Here is a 22,169-nt window from a genome sequence, read left to right as displayed (position 1 = left end):
ATTACTCAGCACTTTCGTCTTGACTTGGCAAAGTAAAGGTAAATTTATCTTCTAAAAATTCGTCGATTGCCAAAGATGTTGGTTTTGGTAAACGCTCGTAGAATTTAGAAATTTCGATTTGCTCACGGTTTTCGAAGATTTCTTCTAAATTATCTACCGAAGAAGCGAAATCAGATAATTTATTATTCAATTCTTCTTTCGATTTCAAAGCAATTTGTCTGGCACGTTTTGAAATAATCGCTACTGCTTCGTAAGTATTGCCTCCTGCTTTGATAGCTAATTCAGCTACATTTCTGGTAATGATTGATGGATTTGTTGCCATTTTGTTTTTATTTGGTTTTAGGTGTTTGGTTTTAGGTGTTTGACTCTAAAATATTAAAATCAGGTACTTTACTCATAAATTGTAAATACCTAATACCTAATACCTCATACCTCATACCTCATACCTAACATCTTACTGTTTATCGGCTGCCCCAACTTTGGCAGTATTTGATTTTTCTTTATCACGAGCAGCTTTATAATCAGCTTCTAACTTCGCAATTCTTTCACTTTCTTTAATACTTACATCGTACAATTTCTCAGCTTTTTTCAAAAATGCACTTTGCGGATATTTATCGATTAGAGCTTCATAATACTTAACAGCTTCGTCAAAACGCTCTTTTTGTTTACTTTCAATGGTACTTTCTGCCAAATTGTATTGTGCTTGAACTTTCAAAAATGCCATTTCCTCATTAAATTCAGAGTCAGGATATTCCTTTTGAAAATTACTAATTTCAATAACTGCCGATTTTAAGGTAGCAATATTGAATGAACTCGTTTTGATATACAATTTAGCTTTTTCGTAAGCTTTTTTCTCAAGTTTTACTCTTAAAGACTTAATCAATTCCGAAGTTTCGTCTCTAAATTTACTATCAGGATAGTTATTGATAAAACTTTGTAACTCGTTTATAGCAGTAATCGTTCCACTTTGGTCAAGATTGAAATCTGGCGAATTTTTGTATAATGAGTATGCAGACATATAAACCGCCTCTTCGTAATATTCACTACGAGCGAAAGTTTCCGCAAATCTTTTAAAGTGAAAGTTTGCCGTTTCATAGCTTCCCATGTGATAGTCACAATAGGCCTGATAGAAAGTGGCTACTTCTTGCTGGTCTGTTCCTGTTAGAATCGGCAATAGCTCTTCAAAAAGAATGCTTGCCTTGTCGTATTGACCCTTTTTAAAGAATCTTACTGCTGCTTCATACTTTTTCTTTTCGTCGGTCATTTTTCTGACTTTCTCAAAATTACTACAAGCAGTTAAGGTTACGGCAAACAGTATAAATAATAAAAATTTATTAGTTCTGTACATAAGGGTACAAAGTTAAGTAAAAATTGGTAGATTGGAAATCAAGCGTTTAAGTATTCTCAAATTTCGTCATTAAAACGCATAGAAAATTGCGATTGATACCTGTTTTAAGAAAATTTAACATAATTGTTTGGGAGGTATGAGGTAGTAGGCATCAATTATGAGGTTTTGGAAAAATGCGGATACTTTTTTAATTTTCGTTAGAATAAAACCAATCAACTAAAAAATGAATTCTGGAAGTTTGAAATCTCGCCTTATCGTTGGGCTAATTATGGCGGGAATCGCCCTATTTTCGTATTATTCAAAAATGCAGGTGAATCCAATTACGGGTAAACGCCAAGCCGTAACGATGACTCCGCAACAGGAAATAGCGATGGGCTTGCAATCTGCCCCGCAAATGGCTGCTGAATTTGGCGGTTTATACCAAGACCAGAAATCTCAGGATATGATTAAAAATGTAGGCATGAAATTGGTCAACAATTCGGATGCTGCAAAATCAGATTACCAATATAACTTTCACCTCCTCGCTGACCCTGAAACAATTAATGCTTTTGCTTTACCAGGTGGACAAATTTTTATTACAGTTGGTTTATTAAAAAGATTAACTTCTGAAGACCAATTAGCAGGTGTTTTAGGACACGAAATTGGTCATGTCATTGGTAGGCATTCGGCACAACAAATGGCGAAAGATGAATTGACTAATGGACTTTTGGGTGCTGCCGTTGCGGCAACGTCTGACCCATACAGTCCTAATAATTCAGCGGCAATTGCTCAATATGTAGGAAAAATGATAACGATGAAATACGGACGTGATGATGAATTGGAATCTGATAAATTTGGGGTAAAATACATGATTCAGTCTGGCTATGACCCAGAAAAAATGATTGATGTAATGGAGATTTTAAAAGCGGCTTCGGGAGGAGCTGACCGTCCTTCAGAATTTCAAAGCACTCACCCAGACCCAGACCATCGTATTGCTGAAATCAAAAAGGCATTGGAAGTTTATAAAAAGACAGGAACGTTTGAATAATAAAAGTAATCAAATGAATATTCGACAATCCCTGACAGATAAGTACAATTCTGTCAGGGATTTTTTATAATTTCAAAACTTATTTTGCTAACCAATCGTTAGAAAACGGTCATTATCCTCTTTATTGATTGAACTGTTAAAACCTTTCCAATACTATGCAATTATCTAAAAAACTACGCTACGGAATCCCAACTATTTTATTGGGAGGAGCATTGTTTTCATCGGCTTACCAAAATTCATCAACCAGTCGTTTCATCAATCATTATGTCGATTCAGTATTGACTGAAACACAAAAACGCCAACCAGAAAATTCACTATCGGGCGTAACAATGGCGGATGGTTTAGAAGTAAAAACCTTTGCTACTGAACCGATGCTTATGAATCCTACGGATATTGAAGTCGATGCTCGTGGACGGGTTTGGGTTTTGGAAGCGTACAACTATCGCCCAGCTATCACAGGAAACCCAACCCATAAAGATGGCGATAGAATTGTTATTTTGGAAGATAAAGACGGGGATGGAAAAGCGGATAATTCTAAAGTATTTTATCAAGACCCATCATTGAATGCCCCTTTGGGAATTGCCGTTTTGGGTAATGTCGTTATCGTTTCTCAAAGTCCTTACGTTTGGAAATTGACCGATACTGATGGCGACGATAAAGCAGATAAAAAAGAAATTCTATTTCAAGGAATGGAAGGCGAACAACACGACCACGGTATGCACGCCTTTGTTTTTGGTCCTGATGGAAAATTATATTTCAATTTTGGCAACGAAGGACGACAGTTGAAAGATGCTCAAGGAAATATCGTTAAAGACCAATTTGGCAAGGAAATTTCCCCTAAAAATTACCAAGAAGGCATGGTGTTTCGTTGCAATTTGGACGGTTCGGAAGTGGAATGTTTAGGGAATAATTTTAGAAATAATTATGAAGTAGCGGTAGATTCTTACGGAACAATGTGGCAGTCGGATAATGACGACGATGGCAATAAGGGCGTAAGAATTAATTACGTGATGGAGTACGGAAGTTTTGGGTACAAAGATGAAATGAATCATGCTTCGTGGAACGTGGAGCGTACCAATATTGAAAGTGAAACGCCAAAGCGTCACTGGCATTTGAATGACCCAGGAACGGTGCCAAATCTTCTTCAAACAGGCTCAGGTTCGCCAACGGGCATGGTGATTTATGAAGGAAATTTATTACCAAAGACTTTTCAAGGACAAATGATTCACTGCGAACCTGGGCATAATGTGGTACGTTCGTATCCAGTTCAAAAATCAGGAGCGGGCTATTCGGCTGAAATTGTGAACATTATGAAACAAGAAAAAGACCAGTGGTTTCGTCCTGCCGATGTTTGCGTAGCACCTGATGGTTCATTAATTGTAGCGGATTGGTACGACCCAGGAGTTGGCGGTCATCAAGCGGGCGACCAAAATCGTGGTAGAATTTATAGAATTGCTCCCGCAAATACACCTTACAAAGTTCCTGCGATGGATTTATCAACGCCAGCGGGTGCAGTTGCTTCTTTGCAAAGCCCAAACTTGGCAACTCGTTACTTAGCGTGGAAGGCATTAGAAAAATTCGGCAAATCATCTGAAAGCGAATTAGTTAAACTATACAACTCTGAAAATCAACGCATGAAAGCCCGTGCATTTTGGGCTTTATGCAAATTAATTGACGGGAAAAAATACACAGAATTAGCATTATCAGATACCAATCCAGACATCAGAATTGCAGGATTAAGAGCGGCTCGTCAATTGAAATTAGACGTAATTTCATACCTAAAAAATCTTGTAAAAGATACTGACCCACAAATTCGTCGTGAATGTGCGATTGCTTTACACGGAAGTAAATCTGCCGAAGCTCCTGAGCTTTGGGCTACTTTGGCAACGCAACACGATGGAAAAGACCGTTGGTATTTGGAAGCATTGGGCATTGGAGCATCAGAAAATTGGGACGCTTATTTCTCGGCATATCTCAAAAAAGTAACTGACCCAACGCAAACCGAAGCAAGTCGTGATATTGTTTGGCGTGCCAGAACCAATGAGTCTATTAAGTTTTTGGCAAGTCTTGCAACCGATGCTAAAACTGATTTAAAAGAGCGTTTACGTTATTTCAGAGCTTTTGATTTTAACAAAGGAAAATCAAAATCCGAAACTTTGTTAGCCATGTTGAAAGGAAATTCGGCCGAGCAAAACCAGATTAACAAACTGGCATTGAGTCATTTAGATGCAGACTTCGTAAAAACATCACCTGTTGCGAAAGAGTCATTGGTAAAATTAATGGCTACACTTGGCAGTAAAGATTTTGTAGTCATGCAACAACGTTATCGTTTACCAGAAGAAAATAAACGTCTAATCACAATGATTGAAAAAGGAGAAATGACCCGTGAAGCAGGTGATATTTTAGTAAGTTCTCCCGAAGGTTTAGCCCTCACGAAAGCGGTTATTAACAATTCTAAAAAAGAGGAATTAGCCATCAAAGTATTAGGAAGTATTCGTGGAAATGGCAATAAAACTTCCTTAGATTTATTACAATCTACCATGTTTGATAAAACTAAATCGGTAGCAATGCGTAAGGAAAGTACCCGTTTCTTGGGTGGAAGTATGAGTGGCGAAGATTTAATTTTGGCTTATTTAAAAGGAGGAAAAATTCAAAAAGATTTCATCCCTGTTGCCGTTGAAGGCGTTAGTAGAGCTTGGCGAAGAAATGTAAGAACAGAATCAGCAAAATATTTGGGAAATACAAGTTCAACCACCAAAAGCAAACTCCCTCCAATGGCTGAATTAGTAGCAACAACTGGCGATGCTAAAAAAGGTGTTGAGGTATTTACAGCGAACTGTTCAGTATGCCACCAAGTAAATGGCGAAGGCATGGATTTTGGACCTAAATTATCAGAAATTGGTTCAAAATTATCAAAAGAAGGACAATATTTAGCGGTGATGTATCCCGACGCAGGTATTGGTTTTGGTTATGAAGGTTGGGAGTTAAAAATGAAAGATGGCTCAACATTAACGGGTATTATTTCGTCAAAAACCGAAACGGATTTAGTGTTAAAAATGCCAGGAGGAACGGTACAAAACTTAAAAACAAGTGCTGTTAAATCCATGAAAATGATGAATAATTCGATGATGCCAACGGGCTTAATGGACGGAATGAGCAAAGACGAAGCCGTTAATTTAGTGGAATATTTAATGATTTTGAGAAAGAAATAAAGGCCTTTTATCCTAAAACAATCATGCAAAGAAGAGAATTCACCAAAAATATAATGCTAAGTGCAGGATTAACTTCACTACCAATTTTAACAAAAGCAACTGAAAATCAAACCATTGCCAGTCCTCAACCAGCTTTTAAACTTAAATACGCTCCGCATTTCGGAATGTTTGAAAACTCGGCAGGAAAAGATGAAATTGACCAATTGAAATTCATGCACGAAGTGGGTTTTCGGGCATTGGAAGACAACGGTATGATGGGAAAATCGCCCGAATTACAAACCAAAATTGGTGAAACAATGGCTAAATTGGGTATGTCGATGGGTGTTTTTGTAGTTGGTTTTGATAATTGGCCTCCTAAAAGTACGCTCGCAACGGGTGATAAAGATTGGAGAAATAAGTTTTTGACAGCTTGTAAAAATGCCGTTGAAGTTGCCAAACGTTGTAATGCCAAATATATGACGGTAGTTCCTGGAAATTTTCAGCGAGATTTACCAATGGGAATCCAAACGGCAAATGTGATTGAATCCTTGCGACAAGGAGCTGCCATTCTTGAACCACATGGCTTAACGATGGTACTTGAACCTTTATCGGACAATCCAGATTTATTTCTTCGTCATTCTGACCAAACATACATGATTTGTAAGGCGGTAAATAGCCCTGCGTGCAAAATTTTGTTTGATATGTGGCACATGCAGAGAAATGAAGGGCAAATGACCAAACATATTGATTGGACTTGGGATGAAATTGCGTACTTCCAAATCGGGGATGAACCTGGACGTAATGAACCTACCACAGGCGAAATAAATTATAAATTTTTATTCAAACATATTGCAGAAAAAGCCAAAGCAACCAACCGAGGAGAATTCATTTTTGGTATGGAACACGGAAATTCTATCAAAGGGAAAGAAGGGGAAATGAAATTAATAGAAGCCTATCGTTGGAGCGATTATCAGTGAACAGTTAGCAGTTAGCAGTTAGCAGTTAGCAGTTAGCAGTTAGCAGTTAGCAGTTAGCAGTTAGCAGTTAGCAGTTAGCAGTTAGCAGTTAGCAGTTAGCAGTTAGCAGTTAGCAGTTAGCAGTAAAAAAGCCAGTTTGGGAATTATTAGTTCCCCAAACTGGCTTTTTTACTATTTTATATTTGTTTACTGAAATACTGATAACTGATAACTGATAACTGCTAACTGTTTACTGTTTACTGATTATTTCCGCTTCGCTTTTTCCTTCTAAATTATTATCAATTACTTCTTGTAACAAATCATCAATCTCTTTTTTATTCACGGGCTTACGTTTCATGAGCGTAATGGCTTCATAGAATTTTCCAGGATTTGAGAATAAATTAGTTTGCTTACTAAGTGAATGGAAATGTTCGAGAGCTTTATCATATTCCCCTAACCTTAAAGCTGTTATTCCTGCATATTTTATGGCTTCACTATCATTATTTTTTTCGTGCAGAATATTGTCAAAAACAATTTGAGCTTCTCTAAGTTTTTGTTCGTTAAAAAGCCTCAATCCCATTTGTAAACTGTCTGTATTAGCATCCATTTTAACAGGCAGATTTTCAAAATGTTCATAAATATACGTATTGGCAAATTCTTCGGTATTCAATGGTGAAGTTTGATTTATCCACCAAAAACCGACTACCAATAATACTGAAGCGGCAATGCCTACTAACCAAGTTACAGGCTTAATTTTATGAACAGGACGGCTGGAAATTTCTTTTCTTAGCGTTTCAAACTCGGCTTTACGTTTTTCATTCGCTAAAGTTTTCGCAGCAACGATGGTATTGAGATAAAATGCAGTATTTTCTGCCAATTCAGCATCAGCAGCGAGCCGATTTTCAAAATCCTGCCGTTCCGAAATGCCCATTTCGTTATTAAAATATTTCTCAATTTGCTCTAACATCTTTTGATTGTATTAGGTGGTTGGTGTTTTTGTGTATGGTAATTATCTCTATTTTTTATACAATTCTTTCAATTTATCTAAACATCTCAATCGACTGACTTTCGCAACATTGGCAGTTTGGTAGCCCAATTCTTTCGCAATTTCATTATCCGAAAACCCTTCGCCCCAAGCTGTTAACATTTGTTGGCATTTATCTCCCAAATTTTTAATCTTCTCATACAAAACATTTACTTCATTATCTGAAATAAGTTTTTGTAAGATATTTTTAGATTCATCAGGCATTGCCAAAAGCCAATCTTGAATAGGCTGGGCATCATGGACGCTCATTTTGTTAGTCGTAGTTTTACGAATAAAGTCAACACATTTATTAGAAAAGATTTGATAGAGATAAGTTTTAATCGCAGATTTTCCCTCAAAACGTTGACTTTTAACGTTTTCAATGAAAGCTAAGATTGTGTCAGTATAAAGACTTGAGGCTTCGTCTTCCGAGAGTTGATGCTTAAATGTTGCATCTTTAATGAAGTAAAAATATTGCTCGTAGAGTTTGTTCTCGGTGGCTCTTTGGAGCATTCCATCACCGATAATTCCTTTTAAAATAGCTTCGTCAGACAAGACACCACGACCCAAAAAAATCATTTTTTACAAGAGTTAAGTTAAGGATTTCTACGATTTTAGCGGTATTGGCGTAAATATAGGGGATTTTGTCGTTTTGGTTTTAATTTATTGAGATTTATCATCAATACCTGTAAAACGATGCTTCCGTATCGAAGTTCCAGAAGATACGGAAGCATCAGACTATGATGCAGAAGCATAGAGTTACAGGCTTTCCAATAAATCAAATTCTTTTTTGAGTAAAGCAGGTCTTTGATAGGTTTCTTTGTCAATTTCTAAAATGACACCTGTTTCTTTAGTGTATCTTTTCCATTCAGGTAAATTTTTACCATTTGGATTACCAATTTTGATGAAATTTATCCAGTACGAAGACATCAAATTTTCTACCACCAAATCATGGTCTTGCCAAGGTCTTTTCCATAAATGTAGCGTGTGCAAAGCGTAAGGGACTTCGGAGGTATGAAATGCCCCATAATTTGGAAAATCAGGCTTATCTGTTGGCACGTGCGATACTTGATAAATGTACGATTGGCTTTTGTTGTAACCCGCCCAAAGATGTGATGAAAGTGCCGCAAACGAAAGCAAAGACAAACGGCTTTGGCTTGTTTTAGCTTCATCGTCGGTATTGGCAGGGAAAAGTTTGAGATATTCTTCTGATTTTGCCCCGTATTTATCAGTGGACTGTTGTCTAAATTTTTCTGCTGATAATCCCTGATTCGGAATTAATCCCGCATCACCCGTGACCCAACCAGTCATCAACGGTACATCGTTATGTTTTCCGTCTTTAAAATGTTGAACAATATCCGTTGGCAATACATAACCGTCGAGCGTAACGCCCATACGTAAACCGCTACTTTGTGAAATTTTCAAGATTTCTTCGGCAGATTTTTGACGTAATTCTGATAAATCACTGGCATTTGCTTTTTTCTGAAACGTCTCCCCCATTTTTTCCGCATCATTCAAACTCGTTGGAATCCTGTTCGATAGCATTCCTCCGCTTTGAGCAATGGCACGATGAAAAAGTCCTTTTGCCAGAGGTGAGGCAACTAAACAATTAACACTCATTGAACCCGCTGATTGTCCTGCGATGGTTACTTTGTTCGGGTCGCCTCCAAAAACGGCAATATTTTCTTTTACCCATTTCAAAGCCGCAATTTGATCCATTAATCCATAATTTCCAGAAACATTATTTTGCTCTTTGCTCAATTCGGGATGAGCCATAAAACCAAATGGACCAACACGGTAATTAATGCTCACAAAAACGATTCCTTTCTTGGCAAATTCCTCTCCATCATAAATAGGGCAAGCCGACGAACCCGAAGAAAATCCTCCGCCATAAATCCATACAAAAACGGGGCGTTTTTCTTGGGCAGTTTTCGCTGCTGTCCATACATTTAGATACAGACAGTCTTCACTTAGTGGTTTTGGAGGAGCAATAAATTCTTCTGTCCAGCAATAAAATGGTGTTGGATTAGCTTGAAATGGGCTTGCAGAAAACTCCGTACATTTACGAACTTCAAGCCAATTTTGTACAGGCTGTGGAGCTTTCCAACGTAAATCTCCAACGGGCGGAGCTGCAAATGGAATTCCTTTAAAAATGTTAACTGTACCAATTTTGAAACCTGAAATAAGTCCATTTTGAGTTTTGATGGTTTTGAATTGGGCATTTGAAAAATTAACCCAAAACATCAAAAAAAGAGCGATTGAGAGTGTTTTTATGAATTTCATGTTTCGCAAGGTTGATGTCTAACACAAACTTTAGTCTGTAAATTTCAATGGTCTAATCATACAGGCTGAAGCCTGTGTTACGTAAAATCTCAGTAAACTTCCAACGCATTTTTCAAGTCATTTATTAAGAAATCTGCATCTTCTAAGCCAATATAAAGTCTAATCATCCGATGTTCTGGATTACTTTTATCATAATCTTCGGGCTTCATTCCTGCGGCTTTTGGCATAATCAACGACTCATGCCCACCCCAGCTTACCGCCAAAAGAAAATTTTTCAAACTTAACGCAAATAATTCAATTTGCTGATAATCAACTTCATGCGGAATAATTGTCAATAAGCCACAAGCACCTGTCATTTGTTTTCTTGCCAATTCAATTTGAGGAAAATCATTATCAAATGGAAATATTAGTCGCTGAACTTTAGGATGATTTTTCAAGAAATCTACCACTTTGGTAGTCGTTTCTGAGATGCGTTGAAGTCTAATTTCTAAGGTTCGTAAGCCTCTAATCAACAACCAAGCATTAAAAGGCGAAAGACTCGTGCCAGAATTCAATAATTCCGAATCAAAAATCATCTTTATTCGCTCTCTCGACCCCGTGATTACCCCCGCAACTGTATCTGAATGTCCTCCAATATATTTTGTGGCGGAGTGCAAACACAAATCAATACCAAAATCATGCGGTTTTTGAAAAATGGGTGTACAATATGAATTATCAATGATGGTTGTGATGCTTTTAGATTTTGCAAAATCTGCAACTGCCTGCAAATCTTGCAACTGAAAATCGAAAGAATTTGGCGATTCCAAATAAATCAAAGTAGTATTTGATTGGTAAGCCTTCACAAAATTTTCAGCATCACGCCCATCTACGTAAGTATGCGTAACATTAAAACGTGGCAAAACAACCTCAAACATCCGTGCCGCCCACGAATACGGTCGAGCTACCGAAATGATATGGTCGCCTGATTTGACATTTGCCAAAATGCTACAAAAGATGGCAGAACTACCCGAATTGGTCACCACGGCATCTTCTGCACCTTGTAAAGCCGCCAACTTTTTTCGCAAAATATCAACCGTAGGATTTTTGGATTTTGTATAAATATATTCACCCGAAAACTCATCTTCAAAAGTCTCACGGAGTGTTTTAAAATCTTTAAAAGCAAAATTGGAGGTTTGAATAATGGGTGGAGCAACCGCATTAAAATATTGCTCACGGTCTTCCGCTAATTGATTGATGATGAATGAAATATTATCCACAGACGTATTTATTTAGTGAATGATGTAATGCGTGAATGAGTGATTTATGAACAAGTAGAAAAATCACTCAATCACCAATCACTAAATAGATTAAAGCGAATTTCTTTGGATAAATAAGAACGGATTTCGAATATGTTCTTTTTTACCATTCAAAACCAATTCAGCGGCTGTTCTACCCAACTGACAATGGTCTGTGGTGACGACGGTAATTCCTCCTGATAAAACCTCTTTAATGGGCGTTTCATTGTAAGATAAAATACCTACATCTTTCCCAATTTTAAGGTTTTGAGTATTACAACGTTTCAAAATATCGGCTAAAAAACGCTCTGAAAGAATTAAGTATAATTCATTTGTCCTAATAATATTATCCTCAATTTCGGTATAAATATTGTATTTAAGATTATTCTCAAGAGCAAAATGGCTAACACCTTCCATGATTGAAATGGAATAGAAATAGCTTTCTTGAATGACAAAATTTAAGGCAGTATATTTTGTTATTAATGACTTGGCATTGGAAAGAGCCTCGTAAATATCGGCTTCAAAATCTTGATAAACGCAAGCATATTCGCCCCGAATAAATTCGTTTCGCTTATCTAAAATCAACAACTTTTCTTTGGGAATACTATTGACGGTTTTCAAAATATCTTCGTTGATATGTGTGGCATGAAGCATAATAACGAAGTAGTCGTAGAACGATAATTTCTCTCGAATTACCTCAGCGAAATGTGAGGTATTGTGATTATTGATTTGGTGTATGTACAAATCTACGTCAGCTCGCCCGTCAATTTGCGACAAAAAGCAGTCGTAAATTTCACTACGAAAATCACTGAGTTTATTGAAAATGAGCAACACCTTCAACTCAGCTTTACTGTTTTTATTTCGGGGATTGGTTAATGGATTACTCACAGATTTTATAATTTTCAAATTTTAATATACAAGTAAAAACTTATTCACTGAAAAAATATCCTGCTTTGCCACGACCCCAATAATCAGGGCATAACAGGACAGGAAGGGGTATATTCATCCAATTTTGCAAGATTTGTGCTAATAATTGCAACAAATAGCCTAACTGTTCTAATGGGTTATTATGTAATTTTACAGAACCAAAAAACTGTGTTATTTTGATATTTTATTTAACTAAACCTATGCAATACAATAAATGGCAACTCTTAAAACAAATTCAGAATAAACGATTATTCAAAATTAGCGTGTTTGAATTTGTCTTAGCCTTTGTGATTTGCCTATTGATTTTACTATTAATAAAATTTTCCCTTTAGATTCTGTTATTCACTAATATACGACCCGAAATAATGATTAAAACTTTCAGAGACTTCGCCCAAGCCAAGCAAGATTCTAAAACTCCTAAGTATCAACAATTGGTCAACACTTTGTTGGTCGATATTGAAAAAGGAAATTTACAAACAGGTGAACGCCTCCCTTCAATTAATGAAGCAAGTGAAGAATGTTACTTATCTCGTGACACCGTTGAGAGAGCCTATTCAGAACTTCATCGTTTAGGTGTAATCACTTCAATTTTCAGAAAAGGCTATTTTATTTCTGGAAAATCCGCCAAAACAAAAACTAAGATTTTCTTTTTGGTTGGCAAAATCACCGAGAACAATAAAGATATTTTCAATGCTTTTGTCAACGCAGCAGGAAAAGACGTAACGGTTGATATTTTTACTTACAATTATAAAAGTGAAAACTTCAGAGATACCATCAACAACCATTTAGGCAATTATCATTATTACGTAATTATGCCTCATTTGATTGACGAAACTGATGAGAACATTAAGTGTTTGAAAAAGATTTCGAGCGAAAGACTTATCTTTCTTGAACAATCAATGAAAGCATTTGAAAACTCAACGGCTCACGTTTTGAGTAATTCAGAATACGAAATTTCGTCGGTGATGCAAAATCACATTAAGCATTTCAAAAAATACAAAACTCTAAATTTGGTATTGACCGAAGAAGAGTATTTTGATTCAGAATTAATTACTGGTTTTAGAAATTTCTGTGAAAATAATAACTTCAACTTTCAAGTTCTTGATGGCTTTCAAGAAGAAGAAGTTGAAGCAGGAAATGTCTATCTGACCATTGATGATATTGATTTGGTAGCAGCTATTAAATCAGCTCAAAACCAAGATTTAGAATTGGGAAAAGACGTAGGTTTAATTTCTCTGAATGACTCATGTTATAAAGAAATTTTGGCGGGTGGAATCAGCATTATTTCTTCAAAACCTGCTGAAATCGGCAAAATGGCGGCTGATATGATTAAAGGTGAAAAACGCCAGCAAGTTCAAGTACCAATGGAAATGATTTTGAGAAAATCTTTATAATGAATTGACTCCCCTCTAAAACCTAATAACTACTACGGAAGTTTCTGATTTAGAAACTTCCGTTTTTTGTTTTCGTCCCTCCTGCATCTAAACAATTCCCATCTCTTGGTCAATAAAGAAAAAAGACTTTCCGTATCTTTGACGTGTTAGCAAAACAGGGTTTTCAAAGCCTATCGCTATCTAATACTCAAAAATATGACTACTATAAAATTACAAGACAATAAAAAAATATATTTTGCCTCTGATTTTCACTTGGGATACCCCGACCATCAAACAAGTTTAATCCGTGAAAGAAAATTAGTAAAATGGCTTAATTCAATTCAAAATGATGCTCAAACCATCTTTTTAGTAGGTGATATTTTTGACTTTTGGTTTGAATACAAAAATGTTGTTCCCAAAGGATTTGTGCGACTATTGGGCAAATTGGCAGAAATGTCGGATGCTGGCATAGAAATCGTCATTTTCTCTGGCAATCATGATATTTGGATGTTTGACTATTTTACGAAGGAAATGAATATCAAAGTTTTCCGTGATTTTCAAGATTATATCATTGAGCAAAATGGAAAATCAACCAGTTTTTATGTTGTTCATGGCGATGGACTTGGTCCTGGTGATTACGGCTATAAATTCTTGAAAAAAGTTTTTGAAAGTAAATTATCGATTTGGGCTTTCGGTTGGATTCACCCACAAGTTGGAATCACTTTAGCAACGTGGTGGTCGGGCAGTAGAAAAGACGAAGAACGCATCAAAAGAGAATTACAATTTAGAGGTGATAACGAATGGCTTTGGTCGTATGCCAAAGAACAAGAAGCTCAAAAACATCGTGATTTTTATATTTTTGGGCATCGTCACTTATTGTTAGATTTACCTGTTAGCGATAATAGCCGATACATCAACCTCGGACAATGGGCGTATGACGATGAAAATAGTAATCATTTTGCCGTTTTTGATGGGGAAAATTTAGTAGTTAGAAAATTTGAGTAAAAGTAACCCAGACTTTAGTCTGGAAACCTTCTGAAATAAAACGATTTAACAACAGACTAAAAGTCTGCGTTACAAAATCCATGAAAAAAATACTAACACTTCTTCTTTTCCCCTTTTGGATATTAGCCCAAACGCCCAAAGAAACACCCAATTGGCGACCAGATTATCATTTTACCGCTCCTAAAAACTGGATAAATGACCCCAACGGAGTGGTTTATTATCAAGGGGAATATCACCTTTTTTATCAGCACAATCCGTTTGAAAACAAATGGGGACACATGAGTTGGGGACACGCAGTCAGTAAAGATTTGGTAAAATGGGAACACCTTCCTGTGGCTATTCCAGAAGATTCCGTTTGGATTTTTTCGGGAAGTGCAGTCGTTGATAAAAATAATACAAGTGGTTTCCAAACGGGTACTGAACCGTGCATGGTGGCACTTTACACTGCCGATTATCACGACAGTAAAAAGGAAGCTCAGTACCTTGCTTATTCAAACGATAGAGGACGTACTTGGACAAAATATGCGGGCAATCCCATCATTGATTTACAAATGACAGATTTCCGTGACCCACACGTAATTTGGCACGAAAAAACCCAACAATGGGTCATGAGTGTAGTTTTCCCGAAGGAATATAAAGTCATTTTTTATACATCTAAAAACCTAAAAGATTGGACTCGTGCAGGTGAATTTGGCAATCAAGGAGAAGTACGTAAAATATGGGAATGCCCAGCTTTGGTAGAAGTCCCAATTGAAGGTAACTCTCAGAAAACCAAATGGATACTTTTTGTTTCGTCAAATGGTCCTTACGATAAATTTGAAGGTATGCAGTATTTCGTAGGAGATTTTGACGGTTCAAATTTCAAAAATGATAATTCGCCCGAAACTAAGCTTTATGTAGATAACGGAAAGGATTTTTATGCTGCCATTCCTTATACAGATGCCCCTGCTAATCAGAAAGTTATTTTGGGTTGGATGTCGAGTTGGCAATATGCAGATGCCGTTCCAACGTTTCCGTGGAAAGGACAAATGGCTATTCCGAGAAATATCAGTTTACGCCAAACAGAGGAAGGTTTACGCTTATTTCAAGAGCCAATTGCAACCTTAAAACCGAAGAAAGATTATTTGGTTTTTGAAAAGAATAATTTTGTATTTTCCAAAGAAAAGCAATTAGATGGCATGACGCTTTTCGCTAAAAATTCTTACATGGTTGAGATTGAATTTAAACGTAAATCTGCTTTAATTTTTGGTTTGAGAATCGCTCAATTGAAGGATAAAAAAGACGATAAGAAGATTTTGCAACAGACTACGGTTGGTTACGATGTGCAAACTCACCAATTGTATATTGACCGTAAAAATTCGGGCGTAATGATTAAAGAGAATTTTGCGTCCTTAGATAAAACGTCTTTAAAATTGAAAGATAAAACCTTGAAATTAAAAGTGTTAGTGGATAAAACCTCCGTTGAAGTTTTTGCTAATGATGGCGAAAAGGTAATTTCTGATTTGATTTTTCCGACCGAAGGAGCCAATATGTTTTCGTTATTTACGTCGAGAAGAAAAGTAAAAGTAGTGTCCTTGAAAATTTCTGATTTGTCGAAATAAAATGTAATAAGTTGGCTTGAAAATTGTTTTATAGCTGTTCAGTTATTTACACAAAATAAATCGATACACTATGAGAACATTATCATTAATTGCCATCGCTCTTTTTGCCTCTGGCGTACTAATTTCATTTAAGAAAAAATCTTCTTCTGATGAAAATTTAGGCGTATAAATTCTAAGTAACACAGACTTTAGTCTGTAAGTTCTAAGTAACATAGACTTTAGTCTGTAAATTCTAAGTAACACAGACTTTAGTCTGTAAATTCTCAATCATATTACAGACTAAAGTCTGTGTTACTTAAATATCAATACATTCCATCAATAACAAATCTCCTTTTTCGTGGGTGATTCTCACAATACCATCTTCCAGAGTCTCGTTACTACTTCCCGTTCTATAACCAATCGTAAGGCTTTCATTATCAAGTGGATACTTCAAGTTTTTAGTCGAAATCCCTGATGCTTCTCCAACTGGTATGAGTGAAATGGGGGTACCCGCAGGATACCATTTTTCGTAAGTTCGAGGCAAAAGAAATATCTTCGAATAATCATCAATCAAAACGATTTTCAACTGTTCCCGAAATCGCACAATATTGGTAATATTCGTAATGGTGTGGTCTGCCCTCCTACCCGTTGCCCAAATAACATTTACCGCAGGAAAACCTCTACCGATAATATATTCAAAAGCCTTTTCGAGGTCAGTTTTATCTTGGTCTGGCGTGTGGACAATCTCGATTGGATATTGTTCTTCTCTAATTTTCTCCGCATCAAAATCTCGGTCAAAATCTCCCAAAAGAACATCAACTTTAATGTTCAATTCCAACACTCGATGAATGGCAGAATCTAAAACAATTACTAATGGCGACCATTCCAATAATTCGCCCATTAATTCAAAGCTACAAGCTTCCCCATTGGCAATAATCAAAGCAGGTTCTTGAGAGTCTCTGATGATGTGGTGTGATGACATATTTATTGTGATAAATGAGTGATTGGGTAATTGAGTGATTGAGTGATTATTTCAAAAGATTAAAATATTCACTCAATCACTCAATCTATCATTCACTCACTGTTAATTCTCCTTCCCATTTAGCAACTACGGCGGTTGCTACGGCATTTCCTGCTACTGATGTGGCAGAACGTCCCATATCTAAAAGCCAGTCAACGGCAAATAATAAAATTAAACCTTCGGCAGGTAAATTAAACATCGACATTGTTCCTGCAATAACCACCAACGAAGCACGTGGTACGCCCGCAATACCTTTACTGGTAATCAACAAGGTTAGCATCATGGTTACTTGCTGACCAATCGTTAAATCAATACCATAAGCCTGAGCAATAAAACCAATGGCAAAAGTCATGTACATCATTGAACCGTCGAGGTTAAAAGAATATCCCAACGGTAAAACAAAACTTACAATTTTTTCTGGAACGCCAAATTTCTTTAATTGCTCAATTTGTAAAGGCATTGAAGCCTCCGAACTTGCCGTGCTGAACGACAAAAACAGGGCATCTTTTACGTAAGAAAGTAATTTCCAATACGGTACTTTTACAAAGAGGCAGATTGCAGGCAAGACGACCAAAATAAAAAATGCCAATGTGGCAAAGAAACACACAATCAGATATAAATAGCCACCCAAAATCCCTAAGCCTTTTTGTGCAATTACTGCCGCAACTGCCCCAAAAACACCGTAAGGAGCAAAACCCATTACGTAACTTACAATTTTAAACATGATTTCTGAAACTGCATCAAGACCTTTGATGATGATTTTTCCGTGGTCGCCAATGGCAGCCGTTGCAATTCCGAAGAATACCGAAAATACTACAATTTGAAGAATTTCATTGGTTGCTAAGGCTTCAAAAAAGCTTTGTGGAAAGAGGTGTGTAATGAAGTTTTCTAAAGTCATTTTCTTTACCTCAACGCCTGTTTCTGCTCCTGCTTTTGGTAAATCAATTTGCATCATTTTTCCTGGACGAAGCAAATTCACCGCAACAAGTCCTGTCAATAATGATAAAATAGTAGCAAAATAAAAATATCCTAAAGTTTTAGCCCCAATTCTTCCAACCAATTTAAAGTCGCCTAATTTAGCAATCCCAACGGTTAAAATAGAAAAAATCAGTGGGCCAATAATCATTTTTATCATTCTGAGGAAAATTTTGCTCAGAAGATTCAGATAGGTACTCGCTGAGTCAAGCGACTCTTGATTACCTTCATAAGTTTGGTTTAGAATATAGCCGACAAGGATACCCAGTGCCATGCCTATAAAAATTTTCCAAGTAATATTTAGTTTCATTTAGTATTAGTTTGAGTTGAGATATAAGTAATTAGTAATAACGAATTAACACAAAAAAAGCCTTTTTTGCAAATTGGATACGTTTTCTAATTTCAATTTCACTCAACAACTGATTCACAATATTAGATATTTAATGCAAAATCAGCTACTTAAATACTTTCTGATAAATAGGTTTACGATACAAAAATTGAAGGTACATGAGAGGATAAAATAAATAGTCTGTGATAATTGTGGGCGTTCTAAAAGCGATTTCATCAATAATAATTGTCCCACTTTCGTCTTTTACTAATCGATGTTTGTGTTGCCAGTAGCTCAAGGAAAAAGGTAGTTTTGTTCCTTTATCAATGAAATAAATTTCAGTATCGCTGCTTTGTTGGTCAATAATATCCGAAATCCAATCTTGCTTAAAAAGGATGAAATTTAACTGCAAATGGACTTTATCGCCTTTCAAGCACCCCCCAAATTCTTTGACCTCAACGGGTGGAAATGGTGGTGCTAATGCTGAAAATAATTCCAAATTAAAGCCTTCCCAAACTTGGAGAAGGCTCTGATTTACTTTTGTTGATATTTTTATATTCATGTTTTTATTTTTTGCCACTAAGACACGAAGGCTCAAAGTTGATTTTGGTTTTGCCACGAAGACACGAAGGCTCAAAAAATTTAATTAATAACTTTGTGCCTTAGTGTCTTTGTGGCAAATATCAACCTTTGTGCCTTCATGGCAGAAATTAATACTCTTCCAATTTCATTGCCTCCACCGTTCTAATTCAAAATATCTCCATGAACGAAAAAATAAAGCCACGAAGACACGAAGGCTCAAAAAATTTAATTAATAACTTTTTGCCTTAGTGTCTTTGTGGCAAATATCAACCTTTGTGCCTTCATGGCAGAAATTAATACTCTTCCAATTTCATTGCCTCCACCGTTGTTATTTTCGACGTATTATTATTGTCAGGAAAATAAACTGATATTTTTCCAAAAGTCTCAATCGTCTCTAAATGCCCAGAAGTCAAAGGGTCGGAAGTTATCGTATGCACGTGCATTTTACTGCTGTGTGGGGTAAATATTCCCTGATGATTTTCAGAATAAAAACCTGCCAACATCACTACTTCTGCCGAATGCCACAATTCATGAGCAAATTGCTTGTGTGTATCAGCCGTATGTATCATGCCCGACTGCCAATTTATTACATGAAAACTCAAATTTTTCACCCACGTTTTTGCCATGAATGGAAAAGGTTTGGTTACATCAATGCCATTTTCGGAAGCAAGTCTTTTTATTAATAATTCTAATTCCTCCGAATTGTTTAAATCTTGTTCAATTGTTATCGTTTTCCAATTTTTCACGTAGGCATAAACAAGCATTGCAGCTTCATGCTTGAAGGTAGTATCGGTTCTAACAAAAGTCTCTTTAATAGACGAAATCAAGGCTTTTCCATTGACAATGGAAATTTCGCCCCGTAAACTATCAACTACGCCAATGGCAAATAAATTTTCTCGGTGAAGGGTGTCTAAACGAATTTTAGCAGACAAATCGGCATCGTGCATGATTTTGCGTAATTCTCCAGCAGATTTTACTTCGGGATTTTGAGCGAAAATTGGTGATATTCCAAATACTACCAATACATACGAAAGTAAGCGTTTCATAAAATGGTACGTTAGTGCGTGAAAAATGTGACTGGAGGGAAGAAGTGAGTATTTTTCAACACTAACCACAATTCGCCAATATGATAACGATTAGGAACAAAACTTATTTCGCAAATACGAAAGGGCTTGGGGATATTACATACAAGATATCAATATCTATACCAAACAATTGATTTTTAGGAGGTTACAAGAAGAGTATTTATATAAATGAAGTTTACCCAAACAAAATCTTAATCACAACTATTAAAACAACCTTGACAGCTTCAACCATTATACCAACAATAATTTCTAAGGTATTGCGTACTAAATTGGCAACCCATTGAATTAATGATTTAGTCAATTGATTGGTAGGTTTTTCAGCTTCTTTTTTAATGATAGGAGAATTTTGCTCAAAATTAACTCGCTGAGAAGCTACTTTTAGCGAGTCATTTTTCATCAGACGATTTTCTCGTCCGTGCATAATAGTGGAAGATTCAAGAAATCCGAAGCCAGTTGAGGTAGTCAATACCACAAAAGAAAAAATGATGTAGAGTAATTTTTGTTTCATTTTTAAAAGAAGGTTTAATAATCTTTGCGAAGATAACAAACTAACTAATAGATTGTTATAAAATCAAACCATTTTTCTACGCCAACCTCGTTCCATTCGGCACTGGGCGTTCTATTGATGTCAAAACGACTTCTCCATCGGGTAAAATAAACCCTGTAACTAAAATTTCAGAAAGGAAATTGGCAATTTGTCGGGGTAGGAAATTGGTAACACATACAACTTGCCTCCCAAGTAATTCCTCTTTCGTATAAAGCTTTGTAATCTGTGCCGAAGACTGTTTTATTCCAATTTCTTCGCCAAAATCTACCACCAATTGATAAGCAGGCTTCTTGGCTTTCGGAAAATCTCGTACCTCTAAAATTGTTCCCGCCCGAAGCTCCACTTTTTCAAAATCCTGCCATGAAATTGTCTCCATTTTTACAAAAATTATCAAATGTTAATAAATAAAAATATTTTAAAATTTCGATGAAGATTAGGTAATTCTACGCTAAAAACTACCAAAAAAACTTCCGTGCTTTGTAAAAATAAAAAAAATACCTCAAAACCGTAATGTATATCATAATTCCAATATTAGCAATCGCTCTTTTAGGACTTGGAGCATACCTTTTACTTAATGTTTTAGGTATTGATTTTAGATTTTCATCTCCTAAGAAATAATTTTTAGGTTAAATATCAAACGTTGATTCTGAATTATAATCCTTTCTTTCAACGTATTAAGACTGTAAATTAGTAGTTCGTTCACTTTATTTTTCTCGCTTACCTCTCTCTATTTTAAAATTAAGACTGCGATGCTCCTTTTAAGGTTAGCTAAACGGGCATCGCTTCAGGTCTTTTATTTCATGATTCCTTTCAAATCTTCATAAGGAATTTCCAATTCTGTTAATCCTGCGGCATAAGGCTTAATTTCATAAACATTATACAAAAACTTAATCCCTTTTTCGGTTAACATAAAATTGTCATTTAATAAGAATTTGCCATTCTCAAAGAAATAACCATTTTCTTCTGTCAATTTATCGGCAGGTTTTAGATTTTCTTGCTTTCTAAATTTAGCTTCGGCAATGGTTAGCAATTTTTGGTCAAAACCTTTTTGAAAAACATCATCTAAAGTAACTTTTTTGAAAGTCTTACGGTCATAAACATAGTAATATTCCATACTAATGGGATGAGCCCCACCCATAAACCAATTAGTATTTGTGTGCAACATCAAATACTTCTCCGTTTGACGTTGAACTTTGTTATAACCTTCCATATACCAAGGGTTTGCCAAAAATCCACCTTCATTTTTTTCGTTGGCTTTATTTACAAAATCTTTACCTTCCTGTAATTTTTCCTCATAATCAACGATGAAACCTTTGGCTAATTCGTTAAAATCAACTGGGGCAAGATTGGTACTATCATAATCGTCATGAAAAAGATTAAATAACTCTTTCTGAATCGCTTTATTCAAATCTGCTGATTCAAATTCGGGATATTCAAATTTCACTGTTGCACACAAAGAATCTTCTTTTACGCAAGTTTTACTGTGATTTTCATATTTTTTGACGCTATAACTTAATGTATCGGAAGTGATTTCTGCATCTTTTTGTGGAGAATTTCCACAACTCCAAAGCAAAGCTAAAAAGGGTATATAAAGTAATTTGTAATTCATGATTTTTTGATATTAAAGCGATTTAGTGCACTGT

The 22,169-nt window shown here is 36.0% G+C and carries 20 protein-coding genes; 6 read left to right on the top strand and 14 right to left on the bottom strand.

The window, feature by feature from the left end:
- Window position 1: 1 nt before the first annotated feature.
- The gene (locus tag VB796_RS16665) at window positions 2-322 is read right to left on the bottom strand and encodes a DNA-directed RNA polymerase subunit omega (RefSeq protein WP_323347702.1); all 321 of its coding nucleotides are present in this window, start codon (window positions 320-322) and stop codon (window positions 2-4) included.
- Window positions 323-454: 132 nt separating this feature from the next.
- The gene (locus VB796_RS16660; protein ID WP_323347701.1) at window positions 455-1,348 is read right to left on the bottom strand and encodes an outer membrane protein assembly factor BamD; all 894 of its coding nucleotides are present in this window, start codon (window positions 1,346-1,348) and stop codon (window positions 455-457) included.
- 223 nt (window positions 1,349-1,571) lie between these two features.
- Here VB796_RS16660 and VB796_RS16655 point away from each other — a divergent pair, with 223 nt between their 5' ends.
- The 3 genes from VB796_RS16655 (at window position 1,572) to VB796_RS16645 (ending at window position 6,543) form a co-directional block, all read left to right on the top strand.
- Window positions 1,572-2,375 carry a M48 family metalloprotease gene (locus VB796_RS16655; RefSeq protein WP_323347700.1) on the top strand — a complete coding sequence of 268 codons (804 nt, stop codon included), beginning with the start codon at window positions 1,572-1,574 and terminating at the stop codon, window positions 2,373-2,375.
- A gap of 155 nt (window positions 2,376-2,530) precedes the next feature.
- Window positions 2,531-5,587 carry a PVC-type heme-binding CxxCH protein gene (locus tag VB796_RS16650; protein WP_323347699.1) on the top strand — a complete coding sequence of 1,019 codons (3,057 nt, stop codon included), beginning with the start codon at window positions 2,531-2,533 and terminating at the stop codon, window positions 5,585-5,587.
- A 23-nt stretch (window positions 5,588-5,610) separates the two neighbouring features.
- The gene (locus VB796_RS16645; RefSeq protein WP_323347698.1) at window positions 5,611-6,543 is read left to right on the top strand and encodes a hydroxypyruvate isomerase family protein; all 933 of its coding nucleotides are present in this window, start codon (window positions 5,611-5,613) and stop codon (window positions 6,541-6,543) included.
- 229 nt (window positions 6,544-6,772) lie between these two features.
- Here the strand turns inward: VB796_RS16645 and VB796_RS16640 are convergent, their stop codons facing one another.
- The 5 genes from VB796_RS16640 to VB796_RS16620 form a co-directional block, all read right to left on the bottom strand.
- Window positions 6,773-7,489 (bottom strand): hypothetical protein, encoded by a 717-nt coding sequence (locus VB796_RS16640; RefSeq protein ID WP_323347697.1) that lies wholly within the window; start codon window positions 7,487-7,489, stop codon window positions 6,773-6,775.
- Between the two features lie 48 nt (window positions 7,490-7,537).
- Window positions 7,538-8,125 (bottom strand): sigma-70 family RNA polymerase sigma factor, encoded by a 588-nt coding sequence (locus VB796_RS16635; protein ID WP_323347696.1) that lies wholly within the window; start codon window positions 8,123-8,125, stop codon window positions 7,538-7,540.
- A 180-nt stretch (window positions 8,126-8,305) separates the two neighbouring features.
- Complete coding sequence (locus VB796_RS16630; RefSeq protein ID WP_323347695.1) at window positions 8,306-9,829, bottom strand: carboxylesterase/lipase family protein; 1,524 nt, start codon at window positions 9,827-9,829, stop codon at window positions 8,306-8,308.
- A gap of 89 nt (window positions 9,830-9,918) precedes the next feature.
- On the bottom strand, window positions 9,919-11,085 hold the full coding sequence (locus tag VB796_RS16625; protein ID WP_323347694.1) for an aminotransferase class I/II-fold pyridoxal phosphate-dependent enzyme: 1,167 nt from the start codon (window positions 11,083-11,085) through the stop codon (window positions 9,919-9,921).
- 90 nt (window positions 11,086-11,175) lie between these two features.
- Window positions 11,176-12,009, bottom strand: a complete 834-nt coding sequence (locus tag VB796_RS16620) for a substrate-binding domain-containing protein (RefSeq protein ID WP_323347693.1) — start codon at window positions 12,007-12,009, stop codon at window positions 11,176-11,178.
- 386 nt (window positions 12,010-12,395) lie between these two features.
- Here VB796_RS16620 and VB796_RS16615 point away from each other — a divergent pair, with 386 nt between their 5' ends.
- From VB796_RS16615 to VB796_RS16605, 3 genes are all read left to right on the top strand, one after another.
- A complete protein-coding gene (locus VB796_RS16615; protein ID WP_323347692.1) occupies window positions 12,396-13,424 on the top strand; it encodes a GntR family transcriptional regulator in 1,029 nt (342 codons plus the stop codon).
- Window positions 13,425-13,619: 195 nt separating this feature from the next.
- A complete protein-coding gene (locus VB796_RS16610; protein WP_323347691.1) occupies window positions 13,620-14,408 on the top strand; it encodes a UDP-2,3-diacylglucosamine diphosphatase in 789 nt (262 codons plus the stop codon).
- 80 nt (window positions 14,409-14,488) lie between these two features.
- Window positions 14,489-16,009 (top strand): glycoside hydrolase family 32 protein, encoded by a 1,521-nt coding sequence (locus VB796_RS16605; RefSeq protein WP_323347690.1) that lies wholly within the window; start codon window positions 14,489-14,491, stop codon window positions 16,007-16,009.
- 295 nt (window positions 16,010-16,304) lie between these two features.
- On the opposite strand, the gene VB796_RS16600 is transcribed toward VB796_RS16605, so the two are convergent.
- The 7 genes from VB796_RS16600 to VB796_RS16570 all read right to left on the bottom strand — a co-directional run bounded on the left by VB796_RS16600 (window position 16,305) and on the right by VB796_RS16570 (window position 22,135).
- Window positions 16,305-16,970 carry a thiamine diphosphokinase gene (locus VB796_RS16600; protein ID WP_323347689.1) on the bottom strand — a complete coding sequence of 222 codons (666 nt, stop codon included), beginning with the start codon at window positions 16,968-16,970 and terminating at the stop codon, window positions 16,305-16,307.
- A gap of 88 nt (window positions 16,971-17,058) precedes the next feature.
- Window positions 17,059-18,294, bottom strand: coding sequence for a dicarboxylate/amino acid:cation symporter (locus VB796_RS16595; RefSeq protein WP_323347688.1), 1,236 nt, complete (start codon window positions 18,292-18,294; stop codon window positions 17,059-17,061).
- A gap of 145 nt (window positions 18,295-18,439) precedes the next feature.
- Complete coding sequence (locus VB796_RS16590) at window positions 18,440-18,874, bottom strand: hypothetical protein (protein ID WP_323347687.1); 435 nt, start codon at window positions 18,872-18,874, stop codon at window positions 18,440-18,442.
- 313 nt (window positions 18,875-19,187) lie between these two features.
- Entirely contained in the window at window positions 19,188-19,940 is a 753-nt protein-coding gene (locus tag VB796_RS16585; protein WP_323347686.1) for an acetolactate decarboxylase, read from the bottom strand.
- Window positions 19,941-20,154: 214 nt separating this feature from the next.
- Complete coding sequence (locus VB796_RS16580; RefSeq protein ID WP_323347685.1) at window positions 20,155-20,487, bottom strand: hypothetical protein; 333 nt, start codon at window positions 20,485-20,487, stop codon at window positions 20,155-20,157.
- 76 nt (window positions 20,488-20,563) lie between these two features.
- Window positions 20,564-20,902: a tRNA-binding protein gene (locus VB796_RS16575; protein ID WP_323347684.1), complete on the bottom strand. Its 339-nt coding sequence runs from the start codon at window positions 20,900-20,902 to the stop codon at window positions 20,564-20,566.
- Between the two features lie 417 nt (window positions 20,903-21,319).
- On the bottom strand, window positions 21,320-22,135 hold the full coding sequence (locus VB796_RS16570) for an RsiV family protein (protein WP_323347683.1): 816 nt from the start codon (window positions 22,133-22,135) through the stop codon (window positions 21,320-21,322).
- Between the last annotated feature and the right edge of the window lie 34 nt (window positions 22,136-22,169).

Source organism: Arcicella sp. LKC2W, assembly GCF_034931005.1.
In the GTDB taxonomy this organism is placed as follows: domain Bacteria; phylum Bacteroidota; class Bacteroidia; order Cytophagales; family Spirosomataceae; genus Arcicella.
The sequence above is the reverse complement of the archived record's forward strand: the minus strand, read 5'-3'. Positions and strand labels throughout refer to the sequence as shown.